Annotated in this window: 17 protein-coding genes; 7 read left to right on the forward strand and 10 right to left on the reverse strand. The window is 52.5% G+C overall.

Going from position 1 to position 21,589, the window contains the following annotated elements; genetic code table 11:
• Positions 1 to 12 precede the first annotated feature (12 nt).
• The 6 genes from ACSF8W_RS15915 to mgtE all read left to right on the forward strand — a co-directional run bounded on the left by ACSF8W_RS15915 (position 13) and on the right by mgtE (position 5,018).
• On the forward strand, positions 13 to 1,491 hold the full coding sequence (locus ACSF8W_RS15915; protein ID WP_500848196.1) for an RNA polymerase factor sigma-54: 1,479 nt from the start codon (positions 13 to 15) through the stop codon (positions 1,489 to 1,491).
• Positions 1,492 to 1,517: 26 nt separating this feature from the next.
• On the forward strand, positions 1,518 to 1,805 hold the full coding sequence (gene hpf, locus ACSF8W_RS15920; RefSeq protein WP_428476480.1) for a ribosome hibernation promoting factor: 288 nt from the start codon (positions 1,518 to 1,520) through the stop codon (positions 1,803 to 1,805).
• Between the two features lie 3 nt (positions 1,806 to 1,808).
• Positions 1,809 to 2,258: a PTS IIA-like nitrogen regulatory protein PtsN gene (gene ptsN / locus ACSF8W_RS15925; RefSeq protein ID WP_500848197.1), complete on the forward strand. Its 450-nt coding sequence runs from the start codon at positions 1,809 to 1,811 to the stop codon at positions 2,256 to 2,258.
• 40 nt (positions 2,259 to 2,298) lie between these two features.
• Entirely contained in the window at positions 2,299 to 3,150 is an 852-nt protein-coding gene (gene rapZ / locus ACSF8W_RS15930) for an RNase adapter RapZ (RefSeq protein ID WP_500848198.1), read from the forward strand.
• The gene (locus tag ACSF8W_RS15935; protein WP_500848199.1) at positions 3,147 to 3,422 is read left to right on the forward strand and encodes an HPr family phosphocarrier protein; all 276 of its coding nucleotides are present in this window, start codon (positions 3,147 to 3,149) and stop codon (positions 3,420 to 3,422) included. The genes rapZ and ACSF8W_RS15935 overlap by 4 nt, the downstream gene beginning before the upstream one ends.
• Positions 3,423 to 3,659: 237 nt before the next feature.
• Positions 3,660 to 5,018 carry a magnesium transporter gene (gene mgtE / locus ACSF8W_RS15940; RefSeq protein WP_500848200.1) on the forward strand — a complete coding sequence of 453 codons (1,359 nt, stop codon included), beginning with the start codon at positions 3,660 to 3,662 and terminating at the stop codon, positions 5,016 to 5,018.
• 110 nt (positions 5,019 to 5,128) lie between these two features.
• On the opposite strand, the gene pmbA is transcribed toward mgtE, so the two are convergent.
• Complete coding sequence (pmbA, locus tag ACSF8W_RS15945; protein WP_500848201.1) at positions 5,129 to 6,472, reverse strand: metalloprotease PmbA; 1,344 nt, start codon at positions 6,470 to 6,472, stop codon at positions 5,129 to 5,131.
• Between the two features lie 169 nt (positions 6,473 to 6,641).
• Here pmbA and yjgA point away from each other — a divergent pair, with 169 nt between their 5' ends.
• Positions 6,642 to 7,166: a ribosome biogenesis factor YjgA gene (yjgA, locus tag ACSF8W_RS15950; RefSeq protein WP_500848202.1), complete on the forward strand. Its 525-nt coding sequence runs from the start codon at positions 6,642 to 6,644 to the stop codon at positions 7,164 to 7,166.
• A gap of 121 nt (positions 7,167 to 7,287) precedes the next feature.
• On the opposite strand, the gene tldD is transcribed toward yjgA, so the two are convergent.
• The 9 genes from tldD to ACSF8W_RS15995 all read right to left on the reverse strand — a co-directional run bounded on the left by tldD (position 7,288) and on the right by ACSF8W_RS15995 (position 21,589).
• The gene (gene tldD, locus ACSF8W_RS15955) at positions 7,288 to 8,733 is read right to left on the reverse strand and encodes a metalloprotease TldD (RefSeq protein WP_500848203.1); all 1,446 of its coding nucleotides are present in this window, start codon (positions 8,731 to 8,733) and stop codon (positions 7,288 to 7,290) included.
• Positions 8,730 to 9,599, reverse strand: a complete 870-nt coding sequence (locus tag ACSF8W_RS15960; protein ID WP_500848204.1) for a carbon-nitrogen hydrolase family protein — start codon at positions 9,597 to 9,599, stop codon at positions 8,730 to 8,732. The genes tldD and ACSF8W_RS15960 overlap by 4 nt, the downstream gene beginning before the upstream one ends.
• Positions 9,600 to 9,672: 73 nt before the next feature.
• Positions 9,673 to 13,635, reverse strand: a complete 3,963-nt coding sequence (locus ACSF8W_RS15965) for a YhdP family protein (protein WP_500848205.1) — start codon at positions 13,633 to 13,635, stop codon at positions 9,673 to 9,675.
• Positions 13,636 to 13,650: 15 nt separating this feature from the next.
• Positions 13,651 to 15,120, reverse strand: coding sequence for a ribonuclease G (gene rng, locus ACSF8W_RS15970; protein WP_500848206.1), 1,470 nt, complete (start codon positions 15,118 to 15,120; stop codon positions 13,651 to 13,653).
• Positions 15,121 to 15,128: 8 nt separating this feature from the next.
• The gene (locus ACSF8W_RS15975; RefSeq protein WP_500848207.1) at positions 15,129 to 15,716 is read right to left on the reverse strand and encodes a Maf family protein; all 588 of its coding nucleotides are present in this window, start codon (positions 15,714 to 15,716) and stop codon (positions 15,129 to 15,131) included.
• Between the two features lie 107 nt (positions 15,717 to 15,823).
• Entirely contained in the window at positions 15,824 to 16,312 is a 489-nt protein-coding gene (gene mreD / locus ACSF8W_RS15980) for a rod shape-determining protein MreD (RefSeq protein WP_428476468.1), read from the reverse strand.
• Positions 16,302 to 17,162 carry a rod shape-determining protein MreC gene (gene mreC / locus ACSF8W_RS15985; protein ID WP_428476467.1) on the reverse strand — a complete coding sequence of 287 codons (861 nt, stop codon included), beginning with the start codon at positions 17,160 to 17,162 and terminating at the stop codon, positions 16,302 to 16,304. The genes mreD and mreC overlap by 11 nt, the downstream gene beginning before the upstream one ends.
• A 40-nt stretch (positions 17,163 to 17,202) precedes the next feature.
• On the reverse strand, positions 17,203 to 18,246 hold the full coding sequence (locus tag ACSF8W_RS15990; protein WP_281026299.1) for a rod shape-determining protein: 1,044 nt from the start codon (positions 18,244 to 18,246) through the stop codon (positions 17,203 to 17,205).
• A gap of 115 nt (positions 18,247 to 18,361) precedes the next feature.
• A complete protein-coding gene (locus ACSF8W_RS15995; protein WP_500848208.1) occupies positions 18,362 to 21,589 on the reverse strand; it encodes a DUF6701 domain-containing protein in 3,228 nt (1,075 codons plus the stop codon).

The raw sequence follows: 21,589 nt of genomic DNA on the forward strand, positions 1-21,589 counted from the left end.
ACATACAGACATATGAAAACCTCGCTCCAGCTTAAACTTGGTCAACAATTGGCAATGACGCCGCAATTGCAACAGGCCATCCGCCTTTTGCAATTATCGACACTGGATCTGCAGCAAGAGATACAGGAAGCCTTGGACGCCAATCCCCTGCTGGAACTTGAGGAAAGTGCCCACGAAACCTTGACCGGTGACGATGGCAATCATCATAACGAGCATGACACCGCCACCGCCGAACAAGAGACCGCCCGTAACAGCGATGACTTAGACAGCGCGGATGCGTTAGGCCAAAACGAGATGCCTGACGATCTTCCTGTTGATACGACGTGGGACGATGTCTACAGCGCCAACTCCGGCAGTACCGGCCTCGCGTTTGATGATGACATGCCCGTCTATCAAGGGGAAACTACGGAAAGTCTGCAAGATTACCTGATGTGGCAGGTGCACCTGACGCCCTTTAGCGATACCGACCTCACCATCGCCACCGCCATCATTGACGCCATTGATGAGCAAGGCTACCTCACCAGTTCAACCGACGACATTCTCGACAGCTTAGGGGATGACGACGTCGAACTCGATGAGGTGGAAGCGGTACTCAAACGCGTACAGCAGTTTGATCCGCTGGGTGTGGCCTCGCGCAATTTGCAAGAGTGCTTGCTGCTTCAATTGGCGACATTCCCGCTCGACACGCCTTGGTTGTCTGAAGCCAAGATGCTGCTGACCGACTATATCGATCTGCTGGCTAACCGCGACTTCCGCCAACTCATGCGCGACACCAAGCTCAAAGAGCCTGAGCTCAAGCAAGTGATGCAGCTGATCCACGGCCTTGACCCGCGTCCGGGTAACCGTGTGATCGCCACAGAAACCGAATACGTGGTACCGGATGTCTCCGTGTTTAAAGATCACGGCGCATGGGTGGTCACGATCAACCCCGACAGCGTGCCCCGCATTCGTGTGAATGAACACTATGCGGCCATGGGGAAAAACGTCCGCAATAGTGCTGACAGCCAATTTATTCGCTCGCACTTACAAGATGCCAAATGGCTGATCAAAAGTCTGGAAAGCCGCAACGACACCCTGTTAAAAGTCGCGCGCTGCATTGTTGAACACCAGCAAGACTTCTTTGAATTTGGTGAAGAAGCCATGAAGCCGATGGTACTCAATGACATCGCACTGGCCGTCGACATGCACGAATCCACCATTTCACGCGTCACCACACAGAAGTACATGCATACCCCGCGTGGGATCTTTGAACTGAAATACTTCTTCTCCAGTCACGTCAGCACCGACAACGGGGGCGAATGTTCATCAACCGCCATTCGCGCGTTAGTGAAAAAGCTGGTGGCCGCCGAAAATCAGGCTAAGCCACTGAGTGACAGCAAAATAGCAACACTCCTGGCGGAACAAGGGATCATGGTGGCAAGAAGGACCATTGCCAAATACCGAGAATCACTGGGGATCCCACCGTCTAACCAGCGAAAACGTCTGCTGTAGCAGACGCCAACAGAAGGAAGATGTCTATGCAAATTAATCTCACTGGGCACCATATCGAAATCACGCCAGCCATGCGCGATTACGTGGAAACCAAGTTCAATAAGCTAGAGCGGTTCTTCGATAAAATTAACAATGTCCATGTCATTTTGAACGTTGAGAAGTTGGAACAAGTTGCGGAGGCGACCCTTCACATTAACGCGGGAGAAATCCACGCCAAAGCGGATTCTGAAAATATGTATGCTGCGATTGACGCATTAACTGATAAACTGGTACGTCAATTAAACAAACACAAAGATAAACTCAACAGTCATTAAATCATGCAACTGAGTAATGTATTGAGTCTGGACTGCACCAAGAGTGCAGTCCCTTGCTCGAGTAAAAAGCGTGCTTTGGAAATCATCAGTGAGATCGCTGCCGAGCACCTCGACCAAAACCCCCAGCCCTTGTTTGAGTGTATGCTCAACCGAGAAAAAATGGGCAGTACCGGGATCGGCAACGGCATCGCCATTCCCCACGGTCGAATCAATAACAGCGAACACGCCATTGCGGTATTGATCCAATGCCAAGATCCTATTCAATTCGATGCCATTGATAACCAACCTGTCGATCTGCTCTTTGCCCTGCTTGTGCCTGATGCACAATGCAAAGAACACCTCCAAACCCTGTCTTGCATGGCAGAGAAGCTCAGCAACAAACACATCCTTAAGCAACTTCGCACCGCAAAAAGTGATGAAGAGCTTTATCACATTCTCACCAGTGATTCATAATGATCCTGACACCCACACAGAATGTTGAGGACAGCCAACCATGATGTTAATGGTCGTAAGCGGACGCTCAGGATCCGGTAAATCCATCGCCCTTCGGGTACTGGAAGATTTGGGCTACTATTGCGTTGATAACCTGCCCGTGACCTTGCTGCCGCAGTTCATCAATACCCTGCAAGGGGATGAACAAAACGTTGCCGTCAGCATTGATGTGCGCAACATGCCTGATGAGCAGGACGATATCCGCAGAACGCTGGATACCTTGGGCGAGCATGTGGATGTGAATGTCATCTTCTTGGATGCCGACGACAAAACCTTGGTCAAACGCTACAGCGAGACCCGTCGTTTGCACCCACTGTCACGCCAGAACATGAGTCTTGAGCAAGCGATTCAATCGGAAAGTGCCCTGCTGAGCGAACTCAAAGAATGTGCAGATTTGGTGATCGATACCACCAACAAGTCTATCCATGATCTGAGTGAAACCGTCCGTGCCCGCGTGTTGGGCCGTGATGCCCGTGAACTGATCATGGTGTTTGAATCCTTTGGTTTTAAACACGGTTTACCGACCGATGCCGACTATGTGTTTGACGTGCGCTTTCTGCCCAACCCGCATTGGGTGCCTGAGCTCAAGCCACTGACCGGCCTTGACCAAGGGGTGAAAGAATATTTATCCAGCCACCCTGAAGTGCACCAGCTGACCAATCAGATTCGTAACTTCATTGAAACGTGGTTACCCATGCTGGAAAAAAACAACCGCAGCTACCTCACCGTCGCCATTGGGTGTACCGGAGGTCAACACCGCTCGGTCTATATTGCCCAACAACTGGCTGAACACTTCCGTTATGAAGGGCATCAAGTGCAAGTTCGCCACCGTACTTTGGAAGCGTCATCATGACCTTTGCCTCGCGTGAACTGTTCATCAAAAACCGCTTAGGCCTGCACGCCCGTGCGGCCATTAAACTGGTCGAGTTAGCCCAAAGTTTTCAAGCTGCCATTACCATTAGCAACGGCGAGAAAAGTGCCACCGCAGATAGTGTGATGGGGCTATTGATGCTCGAATCCGCCCAAGGCCAACAAGTGCACGTCAGCGCCGAAGGCTGCGATGCCAGCGAAGCACTGGCGGCGGTCAGCGAGTTGATCGAAGCCGGCTTTGATGAGGAAACTTGAGCCCTTATCACGCCTTCTGCGTCAATTGACGCAGGCGCACAGTAAATAATCGGTGAATTCCGCATTTCCTCTCAGATCTGGTGAGACAACCACCACGCTATTGCGTTAAAATTCAGCTTATTGCGCCGTTATACCTCAGGGTGATATTTCGCCACTCTGGCGACACCCAGCCGCCCTGCACTTTCCAAGGCATCTTCGGGGTATTTCGCAGTTGAGTTATTTGGGGTACCGCAAGCAATGGCCGATAGCATCGATCAAGACCACACGCACCAAACGCTACAAGAAGTGAATCAAGCGCTCGACAATGGCATGTTTGTCCATGTCCGTCGCCTGCTCCAAGATATGGAGCCGGAAGATATTGCGCACCTGCTTGAAGCCTCTCCCCCCAAAGAACGTCAAGTCCTGTGGCAACTGACCGATCCCGAAGAACAAGGTGAAATCCTTGATGAACTGTCGGAAGACGTTAAAGACGGCATCGTGGCACAGATGGCGCCCGATAAGCTGGCCGCGGTCACCGAAGGTATGGAAACCGATGATGTGGCGTACGTCTTGCGTAGCCTGCCGGATCGTAAGTACCGGGAAGTACTGGCACAAATGGATGCCACTGACCGTCATCGGGTCGAAAAAGCCCTCGCCTACCCGGAAGAAACAGCCGGCGGAATGATGAGCACTGACTTCATCACTATCCGTGGGGATGTCACCGCCGATGTGGTCTTGCGTTATTTGCGCATGAAAGGCGAACTGCCGGAAGCCACCGATGCCTTGTATGTGGTCGATCAAAATGAAACCTTGATCGGTTATCTCTCGCTATCCACCCTGATCACCACCCAACCGGACATTGAAATCCACGACGTGATGGAAGATGCCGATGAGGCGATCCCGGTTGAAATGGATGACGGCGAAGTCGCGAACCTGTTTGAGCGCCGTAACTGGCTGTCCGCGCCCGTCGTGGATGCCCATTACCAACTGGTCGGCCGTATCACCATCGATGACGTGGTCGATATCATCCGTGAAGATGCCGAACACTCAATGATGAGTATGGCCGGTATGGACGATGACGAAGATACCTTTGCGCCCGTGGTGAAATCCGCCAAGCGCCGTAGCATCTGGCTCGGCGTCAATGTGCTGGCCGCATTGGCGGCAGCTTCCGTCTCCAACATGTTTGAGGAAACCCTTGAACAAATGGCTGCGATTGCCATCCTCATGACCATCGTCCCTTCGATGGGGGGCGTGGCGGGTAACCAAACCGTTGCCTTGGTGATCCGAGGGTTGGCCGTCGGTCACATCGGGGACAGTAATACCCGCTGGCTATTGAGCAAAGAAGCCCGCGTCGGTTTAATCAATGGCCTCCTGTGGGCCGCGATCATTGGTGGCGTGGTGGTGATCTGGAAAGGTAACCTCCTGCTCGGGGCAATCATTGCAGGAGCGATGCTAACCAATTTAGTGGTCGCCGGTGTCGCTGGTGTATGTGTGCCGATCATGCTCAAGAAAATGGATATCGACCCCGCATTGGCAGGGGGTATGGCGCTGACCACCATCACCGACATGGTCGGTTTGTCAGTCTTCCTCGGCTTAGCCACGCTGTTTTTGGTTTAATGTCCATACCAAAGCACTACTCTTAGATCGCTAAGACTCAAACGCGAAACAAGCATAAAAAAGCGAGCCTCTCTGGGCTCGCTTTTTTATTAGACGTTTAGCGATTAGCGTTATTCGCCGGCGATCTTCATGCTATCGAGTAACATAGAGCCGGTTTGGATCTGGCTACGCATTTCCGTGTCAGTACCAATTGCCACAATGTTTTGCATCATGTCTTTTAGGTTACCGGCGATAGTAATTTCACTCACTGGGTATTGGATTTCACCGTTCTCGACCCAGAAGCCTGCCGCACCACGGGAATAGTCACCCGTCACGACGTTCACGCCCTGGCCCATTAATTCGGTCACTAACAAGCCGCGACCCATTTTCTTCAATAGCTGCTCGAAGCTCTCGCCCGTCGAGTTCACCATCCAGTTGTGGATCCCACCCGCATGACCGGTTGGCTGACGGCCCATTTTACGGGCGGCGTAACTGGTCATCAGGTACGTCTGCAACACACCGTTTTGAATGATTTCACAATCTCTTGTTGCCAGACCTTCGCTGTCAAATGGCGTACTCGCCATGCCGCGCAGAATGTGAGGACGCTCGCTGATGTTCAACCAGTCAGGGAAGATTTGCTCACCCAACTGATCCAGTAAGAAAGACGATTTACGGTACAGGTTCGAGCCACTGATCCCCATCACAAGGTGACCAAATAACCCGGTCGCAATATCGGCCGCAAACATCACCGGCGCCTGACGCGTGGTCAGTTTACGTGGATCAACACGACCAACCGTACGCTCTGCGGCATGCAGACCCACTGCTTCTGGCTGCCATAAATCTTGCGCACGACGTGCCGTGGTGTAGCTGTAGTCACGCTCCATCTCACCGTTTTTGCCTTGGGCAATCACACAGCAGCTGGTGCTGTGGCGGCTTGAGGCATAACTGGCCAACATACCGTGGCTGTTGCCGTACACTCGGATCCCGTAGTGGCTGTCGTAGCTGGCACCGTCGCTTTGCTTGATACGCGGATCAAAGTCCAAAGCGGCTTGTTCAGCACGGGCCGCAATTTCAGCGGCATGATCCGGCTCAGGCTCGTCCGGGTGGAACAGATCCAGATCAGGGATCTCACGTGCCATCAGTTCAGCAGGGCCTGGACCGGCAAACGGGTCTTCAGACGTGTAGCGCGCGATATCCAACGCGGCCGCCACGGTCTGTGCAATGGCTTCTTCACTTAAATCAGACGTCGACGCACTGCCCTTACGCTGGCCACGGTACACCGTGATGCCCAACGCACCGTCACTGTTGAACTCCACGTTCTCGACTTCGCACATGCGCGTCGAGACACTGATCCCGGTCGTTTTATTGATCGCCACTTCGGCCGCATCGGCTTTTTGCCCTGCAAGCTCAAGGGCTCTCGCTACCGCCGCTTCCAGTTCAACACGTTGTTGAGCAACCTGTTCTTTCACGTCCATACTCTTAAATTCTCTCTAATGGATTGATCAGCCGCCTCGTAGAAAGCCGCGAAATCAGCCCATGAAGTCGGTATTACTATTAGGATAACACCGCCAAGGTGGATTTTGCGCCCCAAATCGTGATTAAACTGGTAAAATAAAAACCAAATGCAATAGCCATGAGCCTGTTATGAGCCGTAAAAATCAAAAAGCCCCATGGGAACCAGAAGAAGAAATCATCTGGGTAAGTAAATCCGAGATGAAGCGCGACATGGACGCCCTGCAAAAGATGGGTGAGGAACTGGTTGAGTTGAAGCCAGGCGCCCTTGCTAAAGTGCCATTGGACGAAGATCTGCTTGAAGCGGTAAAAGATGCGCAGCGTTTTAAAAACGAAGCCCGTCGTCGTCAGCTGCAGCGTATCGGTAAACTGATGCGCCAGGTAGACATCGAGCCGATCCAAGTCGCGCTAGACAAGCTGAACAACAAGCACTCACAAACCACCGTGATGCTACACAAGCTTGAGAAGAAGCGTGACAAGCTGATTGAAAATGGTGACAGCATGATCAATGCCATCATCGTTGATCACCCTGACGCTGACCGCCAACACTTGCGTCAGCTTGTGCGTCAAGCGGCGAAAGAAAAAGCACAGGAAAAACCGGGCAAAGCGTACCGTGAAATTTTCCAGGTGCTGAAGTCATTGTACTTGGAAGACTGATCAACGCTGCACGATTGTGCGCGATCAAACGTCCAATAAAAATGCCAGCCCACAGGGGCTGGCATTTTTTTATCTTGCGGTGTTGATCATGGCTTAAACATCATCTTCCCGCAGCTCACGCTTACTGCGTACCGCCGACAGTCATCGATTCCACTTTCAGCGTTGGCTGACCTACACCCACAGGGATGCTTTGACCGGCCTTGCCGCAGACACCCACGCCACGGTCGATATCCAGATCATTACCGACCATCGACACTTGCTGCATGGCTTCAATGCCGCTACCAATTAGGGTTGTGCCTTTGATTGGGCGCGTGATCTTACCGTTTTCAATCAAGTAGGCTTCTGAAGCGGAGAACACAAACTTACCGGACGTGATATCCACCTGACCACCACCAAAGTTCGGTGCGTACACCCCTTTCTTCACGCTGGCGATGATTTCTTCCGGCGAGTGTTCACCCGGTAACATGTAAGTATTTGTCATGCGAGGCATTGGCAAATGGGCGTACGACTCACGACGGCCGTTACCGGTCGGTGCCACACCCATCAAACGCGCATTCAGCTTATCTTGCATGTAGCCTTTCAGCTTGCCGCCTTCCACCAACACGTTGTATTGACCCGGTACACCCTCATCATCAATGTTGATGGAACCACGGCGATCTTTCAGCGTACCGTCATCGACAATCGTACACAGGCTAGACGTCACTTGCTGACCCATCTGGCCAGAGAACATCGACGATCCTTTACGGTTGAAATCCCCTTCCAACCCGTGACCCACCGCTTCGTGCAACAACACACCCGGCCAGCCCGCACCCAATACCACAGGCATGGTACCGGCAGGCGCTTCATCAGCATCAATGTTGATCAGAGCCTGACGCAGTGCTTCATCGGCGTAGGTCAGGGCAATCGACTTGCCGTCGACTTCTTGCTGGAAGTGCTCGTAACCGTAACGGCCACCGCCACCGGCGCTGCCGTGTTCACGCTTGTCGCCTTTTTCAATCAGCACGCTGATCGACAAACGCACCAACGGACGGATATCCGCCGCATAGGTGCCGTCCAGTGCCGCCACCAAAATTTGCTCATACACACCGTTAATGCTGACCGACACTTCTGTTACCATCGGCTCTTTGGTACGAATGTAGCGGTCAATCTCTTCCAGCAAGGCAATTTTCTGGTACTTATCAAAGCTGTTTAGCGGGTTCACCGGGGCATAAATGTCACCCGGCGCATGCGGCATGAACGCCTGTACTTTGCCGTCGCCGCCGCTGCGGGTGATCCCACGCGCCGCTTTAGCACTTTGTGTCAGTGCCAATAAATTAATTTGATCAGAATACGCAAAGCCGGTTTTCTCACCCGACACCGCACGTACCCCTACGCCACGGTCAATATTGAATGAGCCGTCTTTAATAATGCTGTCTTCCAGCACCAAGGACTCATGCCAGCATGACTGGAAATAGACATCGGCGTAATCCACATCGCGTGCTGCCACCAGCCCTAGCGTACGACTCAGCTCTTCGCGTCCCAATCCCGCTTGGGCCAGCATGGTATTTTCTACAATTTCCAGCGTCATTTATTCTGCTCTTGTGTTAATGGCTCTCCGACCACTGTCGGTGAGCACTCGCGATGGTGAACGCCCAATCGAGCATGCTTCACCAATGGCATATTTGTTCGGATGGTCTGACAAAGATCCAAATCGATGTTCGCCATGATCACGCCGGTCCCTTGTTGTTGACAGGTTACGATCTGCCCCCACGGATCCACGATCATGGAGTGACCCCACGTTTCCCGTGATTCATTGTGCTCACCCCATTGTGCCGCCGCAACGACCCAGCACTGGGTTTCCACCGCGCGCGCCCGTAGCAACACTTCCCAGTGTGCCCGGCCCGTGACCTTGGTAAAGGCAGCGGGTACCACAATGATTTCGGCCCCTTGCTCACGCAAGGCAGCGTACAGTTGAGGGAAACGCACATCATAGCAGATTGAGAGGCCAATTTTGCCATAAGGCGTCTCTGCCACCTTGATGGCCTTGCCCGCCTGAAACGTATCCGACTCACGATAGCGGCGGTGTTGGTCGGCCACATCCACATCAAACATGTGGATCTTGTCGTAATCCGCCTGACAGATCCCCTGATCGTCAAACAGCAACGCCGTGGTCGTGATGGCGCCGTTATCGCGCAAAATCGGCATGGAGCCAATCAGGATCCAAATGCCTAACTGGCGTGCCATGGCGGCCACTTCCGCTTGCAATGGGCCGTTGCCCAAAGGTTCGGCATGGCGCTGATAATCGGCATGTGAGCCAAACACCAAACAATTTTCTGGCGTGATCACGACCTTAGCGCCCTGCAATTGCAGCCCTTTTACTTTCTTTTTCAAATGCAGCAGGTTCCGTTCCGGATCTGCATTCGAGGTCATCTGTACTATGCCAAACTTCGCCACCACATTCTCCTTTGTCTCATGGCCCGCCGTGGTTATACGGTGGACGATACCTCTCTCCGCATACGGTGAGCGATCACGGTTTGTCTTTGCTCTCTGGCGCGTCTTTACCGGTTAACGATTCAGGCACTTTGTACTCGCCGGTAAAGCGCGATTGTTCGGTTACAGTCGGGGCATCAATCGGTCCTTGAACCGAATAGTTAATCTGCGTAAATACATCCACCACGGGCGACAACACGGTCGAAATGGCAAACACATAAATCGCCACTTGTGGTGCCACCGCAAACGCCGTCAGCACCGGGATCCCCGAGGTAAAGTCAGGAATGAATTTCACCCTTGCATCGACCGTCTCATTGACAAGATTAGCACTTCCATGGATAAACATATCCCCCGCCAGCGCCTGCATTTTAATGTCTGAGGTCTCAAACTGGCCATTTTCAATCCGCCCGCTACCGCGAATGTAATTAAACGCCAACCCATCATCAAAAATGCCGGAAAAGTCGAGCTGCATTTTGCGCACAATCGAATCGATACTGAACAGGCCTAACAAGCGTCCGGCACCGCCAATGTCACTGATCACCCCTTGGCCGGTTTCCGATTTCATTTCACCGGTTAAGGTTTCACGGTGCATTGACCATGGCGCGCCTTGCCACTGAATCGACGCATACGTACTAAATTCGGCGCCTTGGATCCCACCGGAAATACCAAAACGCCCCATGATATCTGAACTGTTTTTCCCTTCGACATCAAACGCCAGCTGCGTTTCACTGTGATCGCCATTCAACGTCCAGTTACCGTCTAAGTTCAACGTCGTCGCGCCAGAATTCACGGTGAAATTGCTCAGTGCCAACATGTTGTTTTCGCGGCGCAGCTCCCCAGACACTTTACCCAATCGGTAGCCTTGTAACCATGCGTCATGCAGCAGCAAATCCACGTCGGGGACATTGGCCATCATGCTGCGGTCAAAGTCCGTCACTGGCGGTACATCACGCTGCGGCTGATAACGCCCTTTCGGCTTTTGGGTCTCGGTTTCCGGCAAATTCAGGTGCAAACTGTCTAACTCAACCCGCAGCGGCTGGCCTTTCGGCCACAAGGCGTGTCCAATCAGTTCACGGCTGTTGATGTTCATCTGCCACGCCTTGTCTTGTGTCATACGCTGGCTCAGCGACAACGCCACCTTATGCCAATCTAAACCGGCAAGGGTCAGCTGTTTCACCTTGGCTTGCACGCGATTTGGCAGCGGGATATCCGGCATCGCCGATGGGGTATTCGCACTGGCGTGAGACGTCGCGGCGATCTTGTCTTGGATCTCACCGACCAAGCTGATCCAACGGTCACCGTCCACCTGTGCGCCATCAATATCGACCCCGTGCACCCCACGCTGCAATGCGTGACGTTTTGCATTCCCCACCGTCAGCTCACTGCTTTCTATCACCAGTTTCTCGGGGATCAAGTTGAACTGCGCCTGATACGTCGCATCCGGAGCCGTCAGTGTGCTGGTCAGCGAATTCGCATTCCCTGTCACGGCCAAGTGCAGTGCCTGCTGGGTATTGGGCGTCACAGTAAGGGGATACGGTAATTGGCTGCGAATATGGGTCAGCGGTGCATCCACCTTTACTTGATAAGCAAACCCGGTGTCGTGCAGATCCACACCGACATGCCCCTGCCACGCACTGCGTCCACTGACATGCGCCAATAAGGGATCATCCAGTGTTTTTTGCAAGGCCGCCATGTCCCAGTCACCGTTGAGGTTCACATCAACCCGGTAACCGCTCTCGCTGTCTTTTGCCGTGACGCTTTTTGTCACGACGCTCTGACCGGTAAAGCCCAAGCTCACCGGTTGATTGAGTGTCGTGCCGGTGAAATTGTCGGCCTTAATTTTATCGTTATCAAAATGCACCACGCCGCTGACGTTTTCCAGCGGGATCGGCGGCGCATTCAAGGCCACTTGGTTGTTGTTCAGGGTCGCCTTACCCCACGCACGCACATCGCTGCCATCAAACGGAATATCAAGTTTAAATCGAGAGGTCACCGGCCCGCTGACCTGTACCGTGGTCAGTGCGGCGCCAACGGAATCCACCAAGGGCGTAGCCAACATGTAATCACGTACTTGCTCACCGTCTGCGGCCACATCCACCGTCAGTTTCAGGTGGCCATCTTCCGCCAGTTCCGCGCCCCCCGTCACACGCGAAGCTGTCGCACCGAGTGTTTTAGCATGGCGGGCATTAAGGTACATCCAGTCATTTTCAAACCGCAGATCCAAATTCAAATCCGTCAGCTCGGGCCACGCGGTATCAAAACTGAATGCGCCGTTACGTAAGGGCACAAAGACCTGAAATACACCGTCATGCTGGGCATACGGAAATGCGTTTAACTCGCCATACCATAGCAATGGCGCATTTTTCGTTTGGCCGCCACGGATCGCCGCTGACAGATAATCCGTCAGCTCATGCCCCAGCGCCAGTGTTGGGAGGTAACGCCAGGTCTCACCGGCATGGCGGATACTGGCTTCGCCGTAAAACGACAGCCACGCGGGCGAGTCGGTCGGAAAATCCAAACGGAATTGCCCGTCGACGCTCAAATCCGGGGTGGAGACCGCCAGTTTGTCGCTCCATAAACGCCAGCCTTGTTTGTCCATCTGCCAATAAGCGGTCACCTCCGCATTGCGGATCGGCAATGCGGCCTGAAACATATCACCGTATGGCAAGCTGTCGTTTTTGAGGGTCAGTTGGGCCTTACCGCCTGCCAGATCGCCGGCGACATGGGCATCAAGCTTGTTGAACCCCGGCAGGTATTCCCAGTGGGTCAAGCCCAGTTGCTTGGCATCAAAAGAGAAATACGGGCCATGCTTCGCATCGCTTGCCACACGAATATCGTTAATCGTACCGTGCGGCTTCAGTTGCTCAATGGCGTTGCGGGAGGTCTCATCCAACGGCAGCAAGTCCACCAACGGACGCAAAGGCGCCAGCGCAATCGTGTTGAGCGCCGCTTGCCAGCCGGAAGGCGTCCACTGTGCCGCGAGATCGAGTTCAGGCCAATCGGTGCGATCGGTTTGCAGAGCCAGCTTATCGCTGTCCAAACGCCAGCCAATCACCGGAGCATTACCGGATCGGCCATGCGTATCCTCAAACAGGGGCTGAAGGCGTAGCTGGCCGTCATGAATGCGCAAATGGTGTGAGCCGTTTTTGCCTTTCCAGCGCAGGAAGGTGTCGTCCAACACCAAGCGTGAACGCTGCAGCTGGCCATCCACTACGGTCAGCCACGCTTGTGCATTAATGTTACTGCTGGTGATTTCAGCCTCGCTGACGCGCTGCTTGTTGAGCCATGGCGTCAACGACAGGTTGCGCGCGTTCAGGTAAATCTGTCCGGATTGCTCTGACCACGATTGCTTGGCGGACAAGTTCGCCATCACTTCCACCTGACTGAAATGGGTATCAGCGATACTGATCACCCCTTCGGCACGGCGTTGGTCATGCAAGGTATCCCATTTCAGAGTTTGGATGTCGACCGTCAACCGCTCATTGGCGGGCGACATAAAGGTAATGGCGGAGTTACGCAGTGAGAACTGCCCCAACTGAACAAAGAGCACGTCTTCCAGCCGTTTAAGGGTGGCAAGTTGTTCATCGTCTTCGTTGGCCGACGCCGTGTCGGGCGCCGATTGGAAAGCGGTCACATCAAGCTGTAAGCGGTCAATGCGCAGATCCTGAAAGACCGGCTGCAAACGCCATAGTGATGCCAGTACATCCAATTGGAAAGAGACATCCCCCACCTGCACTAACGAATCAGGCTGATCCGGCATGGTGACGCTGACGTCTTGTAAAATCAGGGAAGGGCCTAAATTGCGCCAATGTCCTTCAACATGGGCGATGTCCAGACGCAGACCGGCCTGCTCAGAGGCCCACTGCCGAATAGGCTCGCGGTAATCGTTAAGCTGGGGAAGGATAAAACGCAGACCACTAATCGCAATTGCGGCCAGTACTAACACCGTTAGTACCAGCCACATGCATCCACGTACCAGACGAACTGGAACTGTTGTCACTCAACTGCCTCGCTGTTACATCATGACGACGTCAAACTGCTCTTGGATGTACAGCGGCTCTGCTTTGATTTTCACTTGTTTGCCAATGAAAACTTCCAGCTCTGCCAATGCGTGAGACTCGTCGCCCACCAAAGCATCTGCCACTGCCGGAGAGACATACACCACGAAGCGATCCGCGTCATACGCACGGTTCACACGCGTGATTTCACGTAAGATCTCGTAACATACGCTTTCCACTGTTTTCACCGTACCACGTCCTTCACAGCTTGGACAGGTGCCACACAAGACATGTTCAATGCTTTCACGGGTACGCTTACGGGTCATCTCCGCCAAGCCCAGTTGCGTAAAGCCGTTGATATTGGTTTTCACGCGGTCATACGACAGCGCCTGCTCTAAGGCACTCAATACGCGACGCTGGTGATCGTCTAACGCCATATCAATGAAATCAATGATGATGATCCCACCGAGGTTACGCAGCCGCAACTGGCGGGCAATCGCTTTGGTCGCTTCAATGTTGGTGTTGAAGATGGTCTCTTCCAAATTGCGGCGACCCACAAACGCACCGGTATTGATGTCGATCGTCGTCATCGCTTCTGTTTGATCAATGATCAAATAGCCGCCAGACTTCAACTCGACCTTACGATCCAGTGAACGCTGAATTTCATTCTCGGTGTCATACAGATCAAAGATCGGCTGCGACCCGGCGTAATATTCCAGCTTTTCACTCAACTCAGGCACAAACTCATCGGTAAACTCTTTGAGCTTTTCAAAGCCCAAGCGGGAATCCACTAAAATGCTATCTAACTCTGTACCGACAAAGTCACGCAAAATACGCTGCGCCAACCCCAGCTCACCGTACAACATCGACTTAGGCTTGTACTTCGCACGGCGTTCCAGCACTTTGCGCCACAAATGCTTCAAGAAAGCGGCATCTTGTGCGATTTCGTCTGAACTTGCCCCTTCCGCGGCAGTACGAATAATAAAGCCGCCAAGATCGTCACAATACGCGTTCACCACACTCTTAAGACGATCTCGCTCTTTTTCACTTTCAATACGCTGCGAGACACCGACATGACTCGCCCCTGGCATAAACACCAAGTAACGTGATGGCAATGTCACGTCTGTGGTTAGACGCGCGCCCTTCGTGCCGAGTGGATCTTTCACCACCTGCACAACCAGATCCTGCCCCTGGCGAACCAGTTCAGAGATATCACGCACCTGAAATTGTTGTTTTTCGTTTTCAGCGACACATTCCGTGTGCGGCACAATGTCTGATGCATGCAAAAAAGCAGCTTTATCAAGGCCAATATCAACAAATGCAGCCTGCATGCCCGGTAACACGCGACTCACGCGACCTTTGTAAATATTTCCGACGATACCGCGCTTGGATTCACGTTCAATATGAACTTCCTGCAGGGTGCCGGCCTCAATCATCGCAACGCGCGTTTCGCTCGGCGTTACATTAATCAGCAGCTCTGTGCTCATGGTTGCCTCTAATTTGATAAACTTAAAAAGTTTTGAACCATGATGTCGGTTTCCACTAACGGTAACCCCACCACAGCGTAATAACTGCCATCGATACGCTCGACAAACTTGCCACCGATCCCCTGAATACCGTAACTGCCGGCTTTGTCTTGGGGTTCTCCGCTTTGCCAATAGGCGTCGATCTCTTGATCGGACAACGTTTTGAACCACACATCCGTGATCACAAGTTGCGTCTGCTGCTGTACCTGAGTGGCAAGGGTCACGGCGGTCATCACTTGATGGCGACGGCCGGATAATAACTGCAACATACGCTTGGCATCGGCAAAATCATGGGGTTTTTCAAGGATGGTTTCATCCACCACGACAATGGTATCGGCCCCGAGAACCGGGTGACTATCGGCCACTTCGGCCACTTCGGCCACCCCTGCCATCGCTTTGTCTCGCGACAAACGCTGGACATAGTCTGCAGGCGCTTCGCCGACTTGATGTTGTTCTTCAACATCGACCACAACCCGTTCAAAACGATAGCCTAATTGGGTGAGAAGCTCTTTACGGCGAGGCGAACCGGAAGCCAGATACAGTTGTGGCGTCGACATGATATCACTCATACAGTTTGGTGTGATAAATCAATGCGATCCGTCCAATTTCGCTCGATGTATAGGACTACACCCTAGCATCGAACAGATCGCATTGGGAATATTATTTAACGAATTGAGAGCTTGCGACGCATTCGGCGTAAGAGCAGAAATAACCACGGCCACAACAGGAAGTTTAGCAGCACAGCCCAGAGTCTTTCCGGATCAAAACTGATCACTGACACCAGATACTCCGCCCAGAACTCGACCAGTTTGCCGCCGAGCGTCAGCAAGGCAATCAGGATGGCCTGTTGCCACAATGAGAGATTCCGCAACACCTGAAAATTCAATGCTACGATATAACACAGCACCGACATCATCAGCCCGCGCACACCCAGCGTGGAGCCCAACATCAGATCCCACAATAACCCGAGCACCAATGCGGTGCCCACGTTCACCCGATGCGGCAGTGCCAACACCCAGTAAAACGTTATCAGGATCACCCAGGAAGGACGGAAGGGTTCCAACTCACCCGGCCAAGGCGCAGCCTGTAAGATCAAGGCCACTAAAAACGACAGCCAAATCCAAAGACGGCCATGAGCTCGACTATTTGCCACCCGCGAAGTCTCCATCTGTCAGGGTTTCACGTTCGGTCGGCCACACTAGCAACAGGTAGCGCAGACGATCAAACTGTACCGTGGGTCTTGCCTTGATTTGAGCAAACGGCCGTTTGTTATCAAACGAAAATTCCGTCACATGCGCCACCGGATACCCTTCAGGATACCGCCCGCCTAATCCGGAACTGACCAACAAATCTCCCACTTCAATGTCGGTACTGCTTGGCACGTGTTCCAATTGGATCTGATCAATCTGGCCACTGCCGGACGCGATCACGCGAATGTCATTACGCACAACTTGCACCGGAATGGCATGGCTTGGGTCAATCAGCAAGAGTACGCGACTGTTGTGCGCCCCCACGTACGAGACCTGTCCGACGATCCCTTTTTCATTGATCACCGGTTGGCCTTCATACACGCCATCAACACGCCCTTTATCGATCATCACTTGATGACTATAAGGGTCGGAATCCACCGCCATCACTTCGGCAATTAATTTCTTTTCGTCACGCACAAACGGGGAGCCTAATAGCTCGCGTAAACGTTGATTTTCCTGTTTCAATTGCTCAAGCAATAAGACATCGCTCTGCTGCACCAATAAGTCACGCTGTAAGGCTTTATTTTCGGCCAATACGCGGCGGTGCGAACTGAACTGTCCAGAGACGCCATCAAGAAAATCACGCGGCAAGTTCGCAGCATATTGCAACGGCGCAATCGCCGTGTTCAGCAAATAACGGACATTGGCGAAGGCATCAAGACGACTGTCGGCCAGCATTAAGCCAACCGACAGTAAAATGGCAAGAAACAGGCGCAGTTGCAGGGAAGGCCCCCTGCCAAAGATAGGTTTCATGTAACGCTATAACCTGTTTATCGATATGCCCGAACGGGCATTATTCTTCGCTGAATAGATCGCCACCGTGCATGTCGATCATTTCCAGTGCTTTACCGCCGCCACGCGCGACGCAAGTCAACGGCTCATCGGCCACGACCACTGGAATACCGGTTTCTTCTGTAAGCAGACGATCAAGATCACGCAATAGCGCACCGCCGCCTGTTAGCACCATGCCGCGCTCTGAAATATCAGACGCCAGTTCTGGTGGACACTGCTCAAGCGCAACCATCACCGCTGACACGATACCGGTGAGTGGCTCTTGCAATGCTTCAAGAATTTCGTTTGAGTTAAGCGTAAAGCTACGTGGCACACCTTCAGCCAGGTTACGGCCGCGCACTTCGATTTCACGCACTTCATCGCCCGGGTACGCCGAACCGATTTCATGCTTGATGCGCTCAGCAGTCGCTTCACCGATCAGGCTGCCGTAGTTACGGCGCACGTAGTTAATGATCGCTTCATCGAAACGGTCACCACCAATACGGACAGAAGACGAGTACACCACACCGTTCAGTGAGATCACCGCCACTTCTGTGGTACCACCACCGATATCGATCACCATTGAGCCGGTCGCTTCAGACACAGGCATGCCCGCGCCGATCGCAGCCGCCATTGGCTCATCAATCAAGTACACTTCACGTGCACCTGCACCTTGTGCGGATTCACGGATCGCACGGCGCTCAACTTGCGTAGAACCACAAGGAACGGCCACCAACACGCGAGGGCTTGGACGCAATAGACTGTTGTCGTGAACCTGCTTGATAAAATGCTGAAGCATTTTTTCTGTTACATAAAAGTCCGCGATCACACCGTCTTTCATCGGGCGGATCGCCGCGATATTGCCCGGAGTACGGCCTAGCATCTGCTTGGCATCATGACCGACTGCGGCCACGCTTTTGGTTGCTCCGGCACGATCCTGACGGATCGCCACTACTGATGGTTCATCGAGAACGATGCCCTGTCCTTTGACATAAATAAGGGTATTGGCTGTACCCAAGTCAATAGACAGGTCATTAGAAAACATGCCACGAAGTTTTTTAAACATAGTCTTCGGCTAATCCTGCAAGATCACAAATTCGTTAAATTGCGCTAAATGTATCAAGGGGGGCGGATCGAGACAAGGTAAGCTTTGTCAAACCTGCCACAGATCGTCATTTTATTTACGGCAGCCTAAAATTCATGCCCTTTTCCCCCCGATAGATAACACGATCGTTACCCCGATACGTCCCAAACGTCACCACAGCTGACGGGTTTTCGTCACCTTGTTGACGCCAGTTGTATAACAACCACGGCTGCAATTCGCCGCTGCGATCCACCGCACCAGGCTCACAGGTGATGACAGGATCATTGTCCGCCACTGGCGCGGGTGTTTGATCCACTAACTTCTGCCAGAACCGGGTCTGTTCACGGTAGTGCGGCAGATCGTGCGGCTGCGCCAATAACTGGCCTGACGCGGCAACGCCCTTCTCCACCACACCGCCCCCTGACATGAGGGTATCACTGTCGACACTGGTATCAGACTGCATCAGGATCTGCTTACAATAAAACTGACCATCAAAGGCCGATACATTGTCATCTCCGTGCGCCGTGAACGCACTGCCGTTCCAGTGCTCTACCCTTAGCGGGATCGCCAATGCCTGTCCGCTGCGTCCGGCGGTGTCACCCATCACCATACGACCATAACGCGTGGTAAAGGTTACAAAGGGTTGTACCGACAATGTGGTACTGCACGCCACGTCCGCCCTACAGTTAAAGACCTTTATCTTAGGTTCGTCCAATACCGGACAACCAATTTGTGAACAATTGTCCGATTCTTGAGGGGCGATCCCCAAGCTCACGCGATACGGTCCATCCGGTTGTGTGGTTCCAAACCGACTCGTAGCAACGCCTTGTATCACATTTGAACGGGTAAAGAGCAAAGGTGCGGTTGGCACGATAATGGCGTCTTGTTCCCAGTTGTGCTGCCAACCGTTTCCCGCCACACGGTCCCATTCAGAAAAATCCATCCGATCCGTCAGACGATTGCCTGTACCGTCAGGGGTATTCTGCGCGACCGCAACCACTTGGATCCCGATTTTATTCCCCGCTGAAAAATGCCCGTAGTTATAGGTCGGTTCACGCTGTTGATTGAGTGCCTGTACCTTTAACCGGCCATTAAACGGCTGATTCATGTACACAAAACCCTGCGCCTTGGGATACGTCATACCACTTTGGTTCGGATCCACCGCCATGAACTTAGGATAAAAACGCCCCACAGGCCGGTAACCGATGTTCACTGTCATCCCCAAATACGAGCCTTGTACTCCCGCCCGCAGTTGAATGCTGCCCACCTCACTCCAACTGGCATAAAACGCATTATTGTCTATCTGCTGATGCGTTAACGACGAACTCGTTAAGACACCCGGACGGGATCGCTTATCTTTGGGTGTATCGAGTATTGATGACAATACAACCTCAGCGGTAGGCGCTTGGTCATGATAAAAATTCGTCGCTTCCGTCCGTCCACACAAGTTGCGGCTATCCACAAGATCCGTTGCATTACCGGCGGTATCAATATTGTCTTTGCCTGCATCACCGTTGACCCAAATCACGGCTTTCACTTTCGTCGCAAAACGCTCGCCTGCCGCCACAAACGCGTTTTCCGTATTCGAGGCCGTCCCTTTCGCTTGCTCAATGGAACGGGCATCGGGGGCATCACACAGAGCAAAGGTATAGGGACGCGATTTAATGGATAGGGATCCGGTTAACGCCTGCCACCCATTGGGCAGACCAGAGCGCTTACGCAGAACGGTTTGTATCACCGTACAATCTGATGTATTGCATTGCTTATCGGTCACCGTTAAACGGGCTTGGCCTGCATCCAGATAGCGCAACTGCGCGCTGGCTTTTCCCGCCTCAAAATGCACACTGAGTTGACGGCTTTGCCATTCGGTACTATTTGGTTTTGCCAGCTGAATACGCTGACTGCCCGTCGACGGTGAATCGTAAACCGTCTCTAACGTCAGTGTCCGGTTTCCCAGATATTCGGTTGCGACCATCTGGCCTTTTTCAGAGGGGCAAGCCAATGCGGTGATCGCAATATCGACCGGCTTTCCTGCCACTAAAGGGAGCTCGCCCTCTGCGATTTCAAATCCATAAGGGGCAAACAAAAAGGTGCTGCTATCGGTTTTCTTGTCATCCTTCGACAAGGTCGCCGTCACGGTTATCTTTCCAATGTGTTCGCTTTTGAGCCACACCTCAGCCTCCCCTTGATGAGGCGTGATAGATACACTTTTCAGAGCGTCACCTAACGTAGTACCTCCAGACGCAACATCAAACCAATGTGCTTTACCTGCCATAGTCAGCGACGAGGATACATGGATATTTCCCGTGTAATCGGTTGCGACTTGCTTGTCTTTATCCAAAACCCGCACGGTCACTTTTTGACGGTCACACGTGAGGGATTCATTTTTTTCGGGCGTGACGTCAATGAAGTATTCTTTGGGGTTGAAGCAGACACTTTGACCATAGATGATAGTTGTTGGCTCAGCATAGGCACTATTCATCGTCAGATCTTTTGCCGTTAATGAGCCCGTAATTGACGTCACTTTATCTTTTTCTCCCCACCCCCCACTCATCGCCACCTTGCCTTCAGAATAAAGCAATGCTGTTACCTTACTGCCCCTCGTCAACTCAACACTACTACTTATATTTGGAGGCAATTCACTGTCATGTACATATATTTTTAATTGGTCGGGGTTCTTATCTTCTGGGGAAATTAACCCCATATCACTAACAATCAGTAATTTAGTATGAATCGTCACATCACCATGTGTCACCAAGTGGCTTTGCGTTTTAATATCAAGTTTCTCAATCCAGTACTCACCACTGTAGAGATGCAAAATAGAGCGATTATTCAAGTCCAAAGACCGGATTTTTTGGCCGGCGCCATCACGCAAAGAAACCTCTCTATTCGGAGAATGAACCCCCAATGAAAAGGTTCCGTATTCAGGTAAGGTATTATCACCATTAAACTGCGGCGCATATCCGGACGCAGTTAAAAACGGCCCAACATTCAGCTTCTTAGCCCAATAACTGCCTTTAGCCTCATCCGGAGAATGACAAGGAAAACCATCACATCCTGTGGCCCCATTACCCGGATGTATGGAGGGTAGATAAAACCACAAAAAGTGTTTATTACCTTCCTTTCGCGTCTTCGTGATCAAGGCTTTATCTTGCAAATATGCCTTCTCAGTGTTGCCTTCCCACGTCTGTGCTGGCCCCGGAAACGCGGCACAATAATTGTCGATACCGACCGCTTGAACATTGACGGAATACAATAGACTCACCATCACACTGAGGGTCATCAGCCCAAGCGCGATAACGTTTGATAAATATCGCTTCATCAT

The sequence above is a fragment of the Photobacterium sp. 270122K genome, assembly GCF_059941365.1.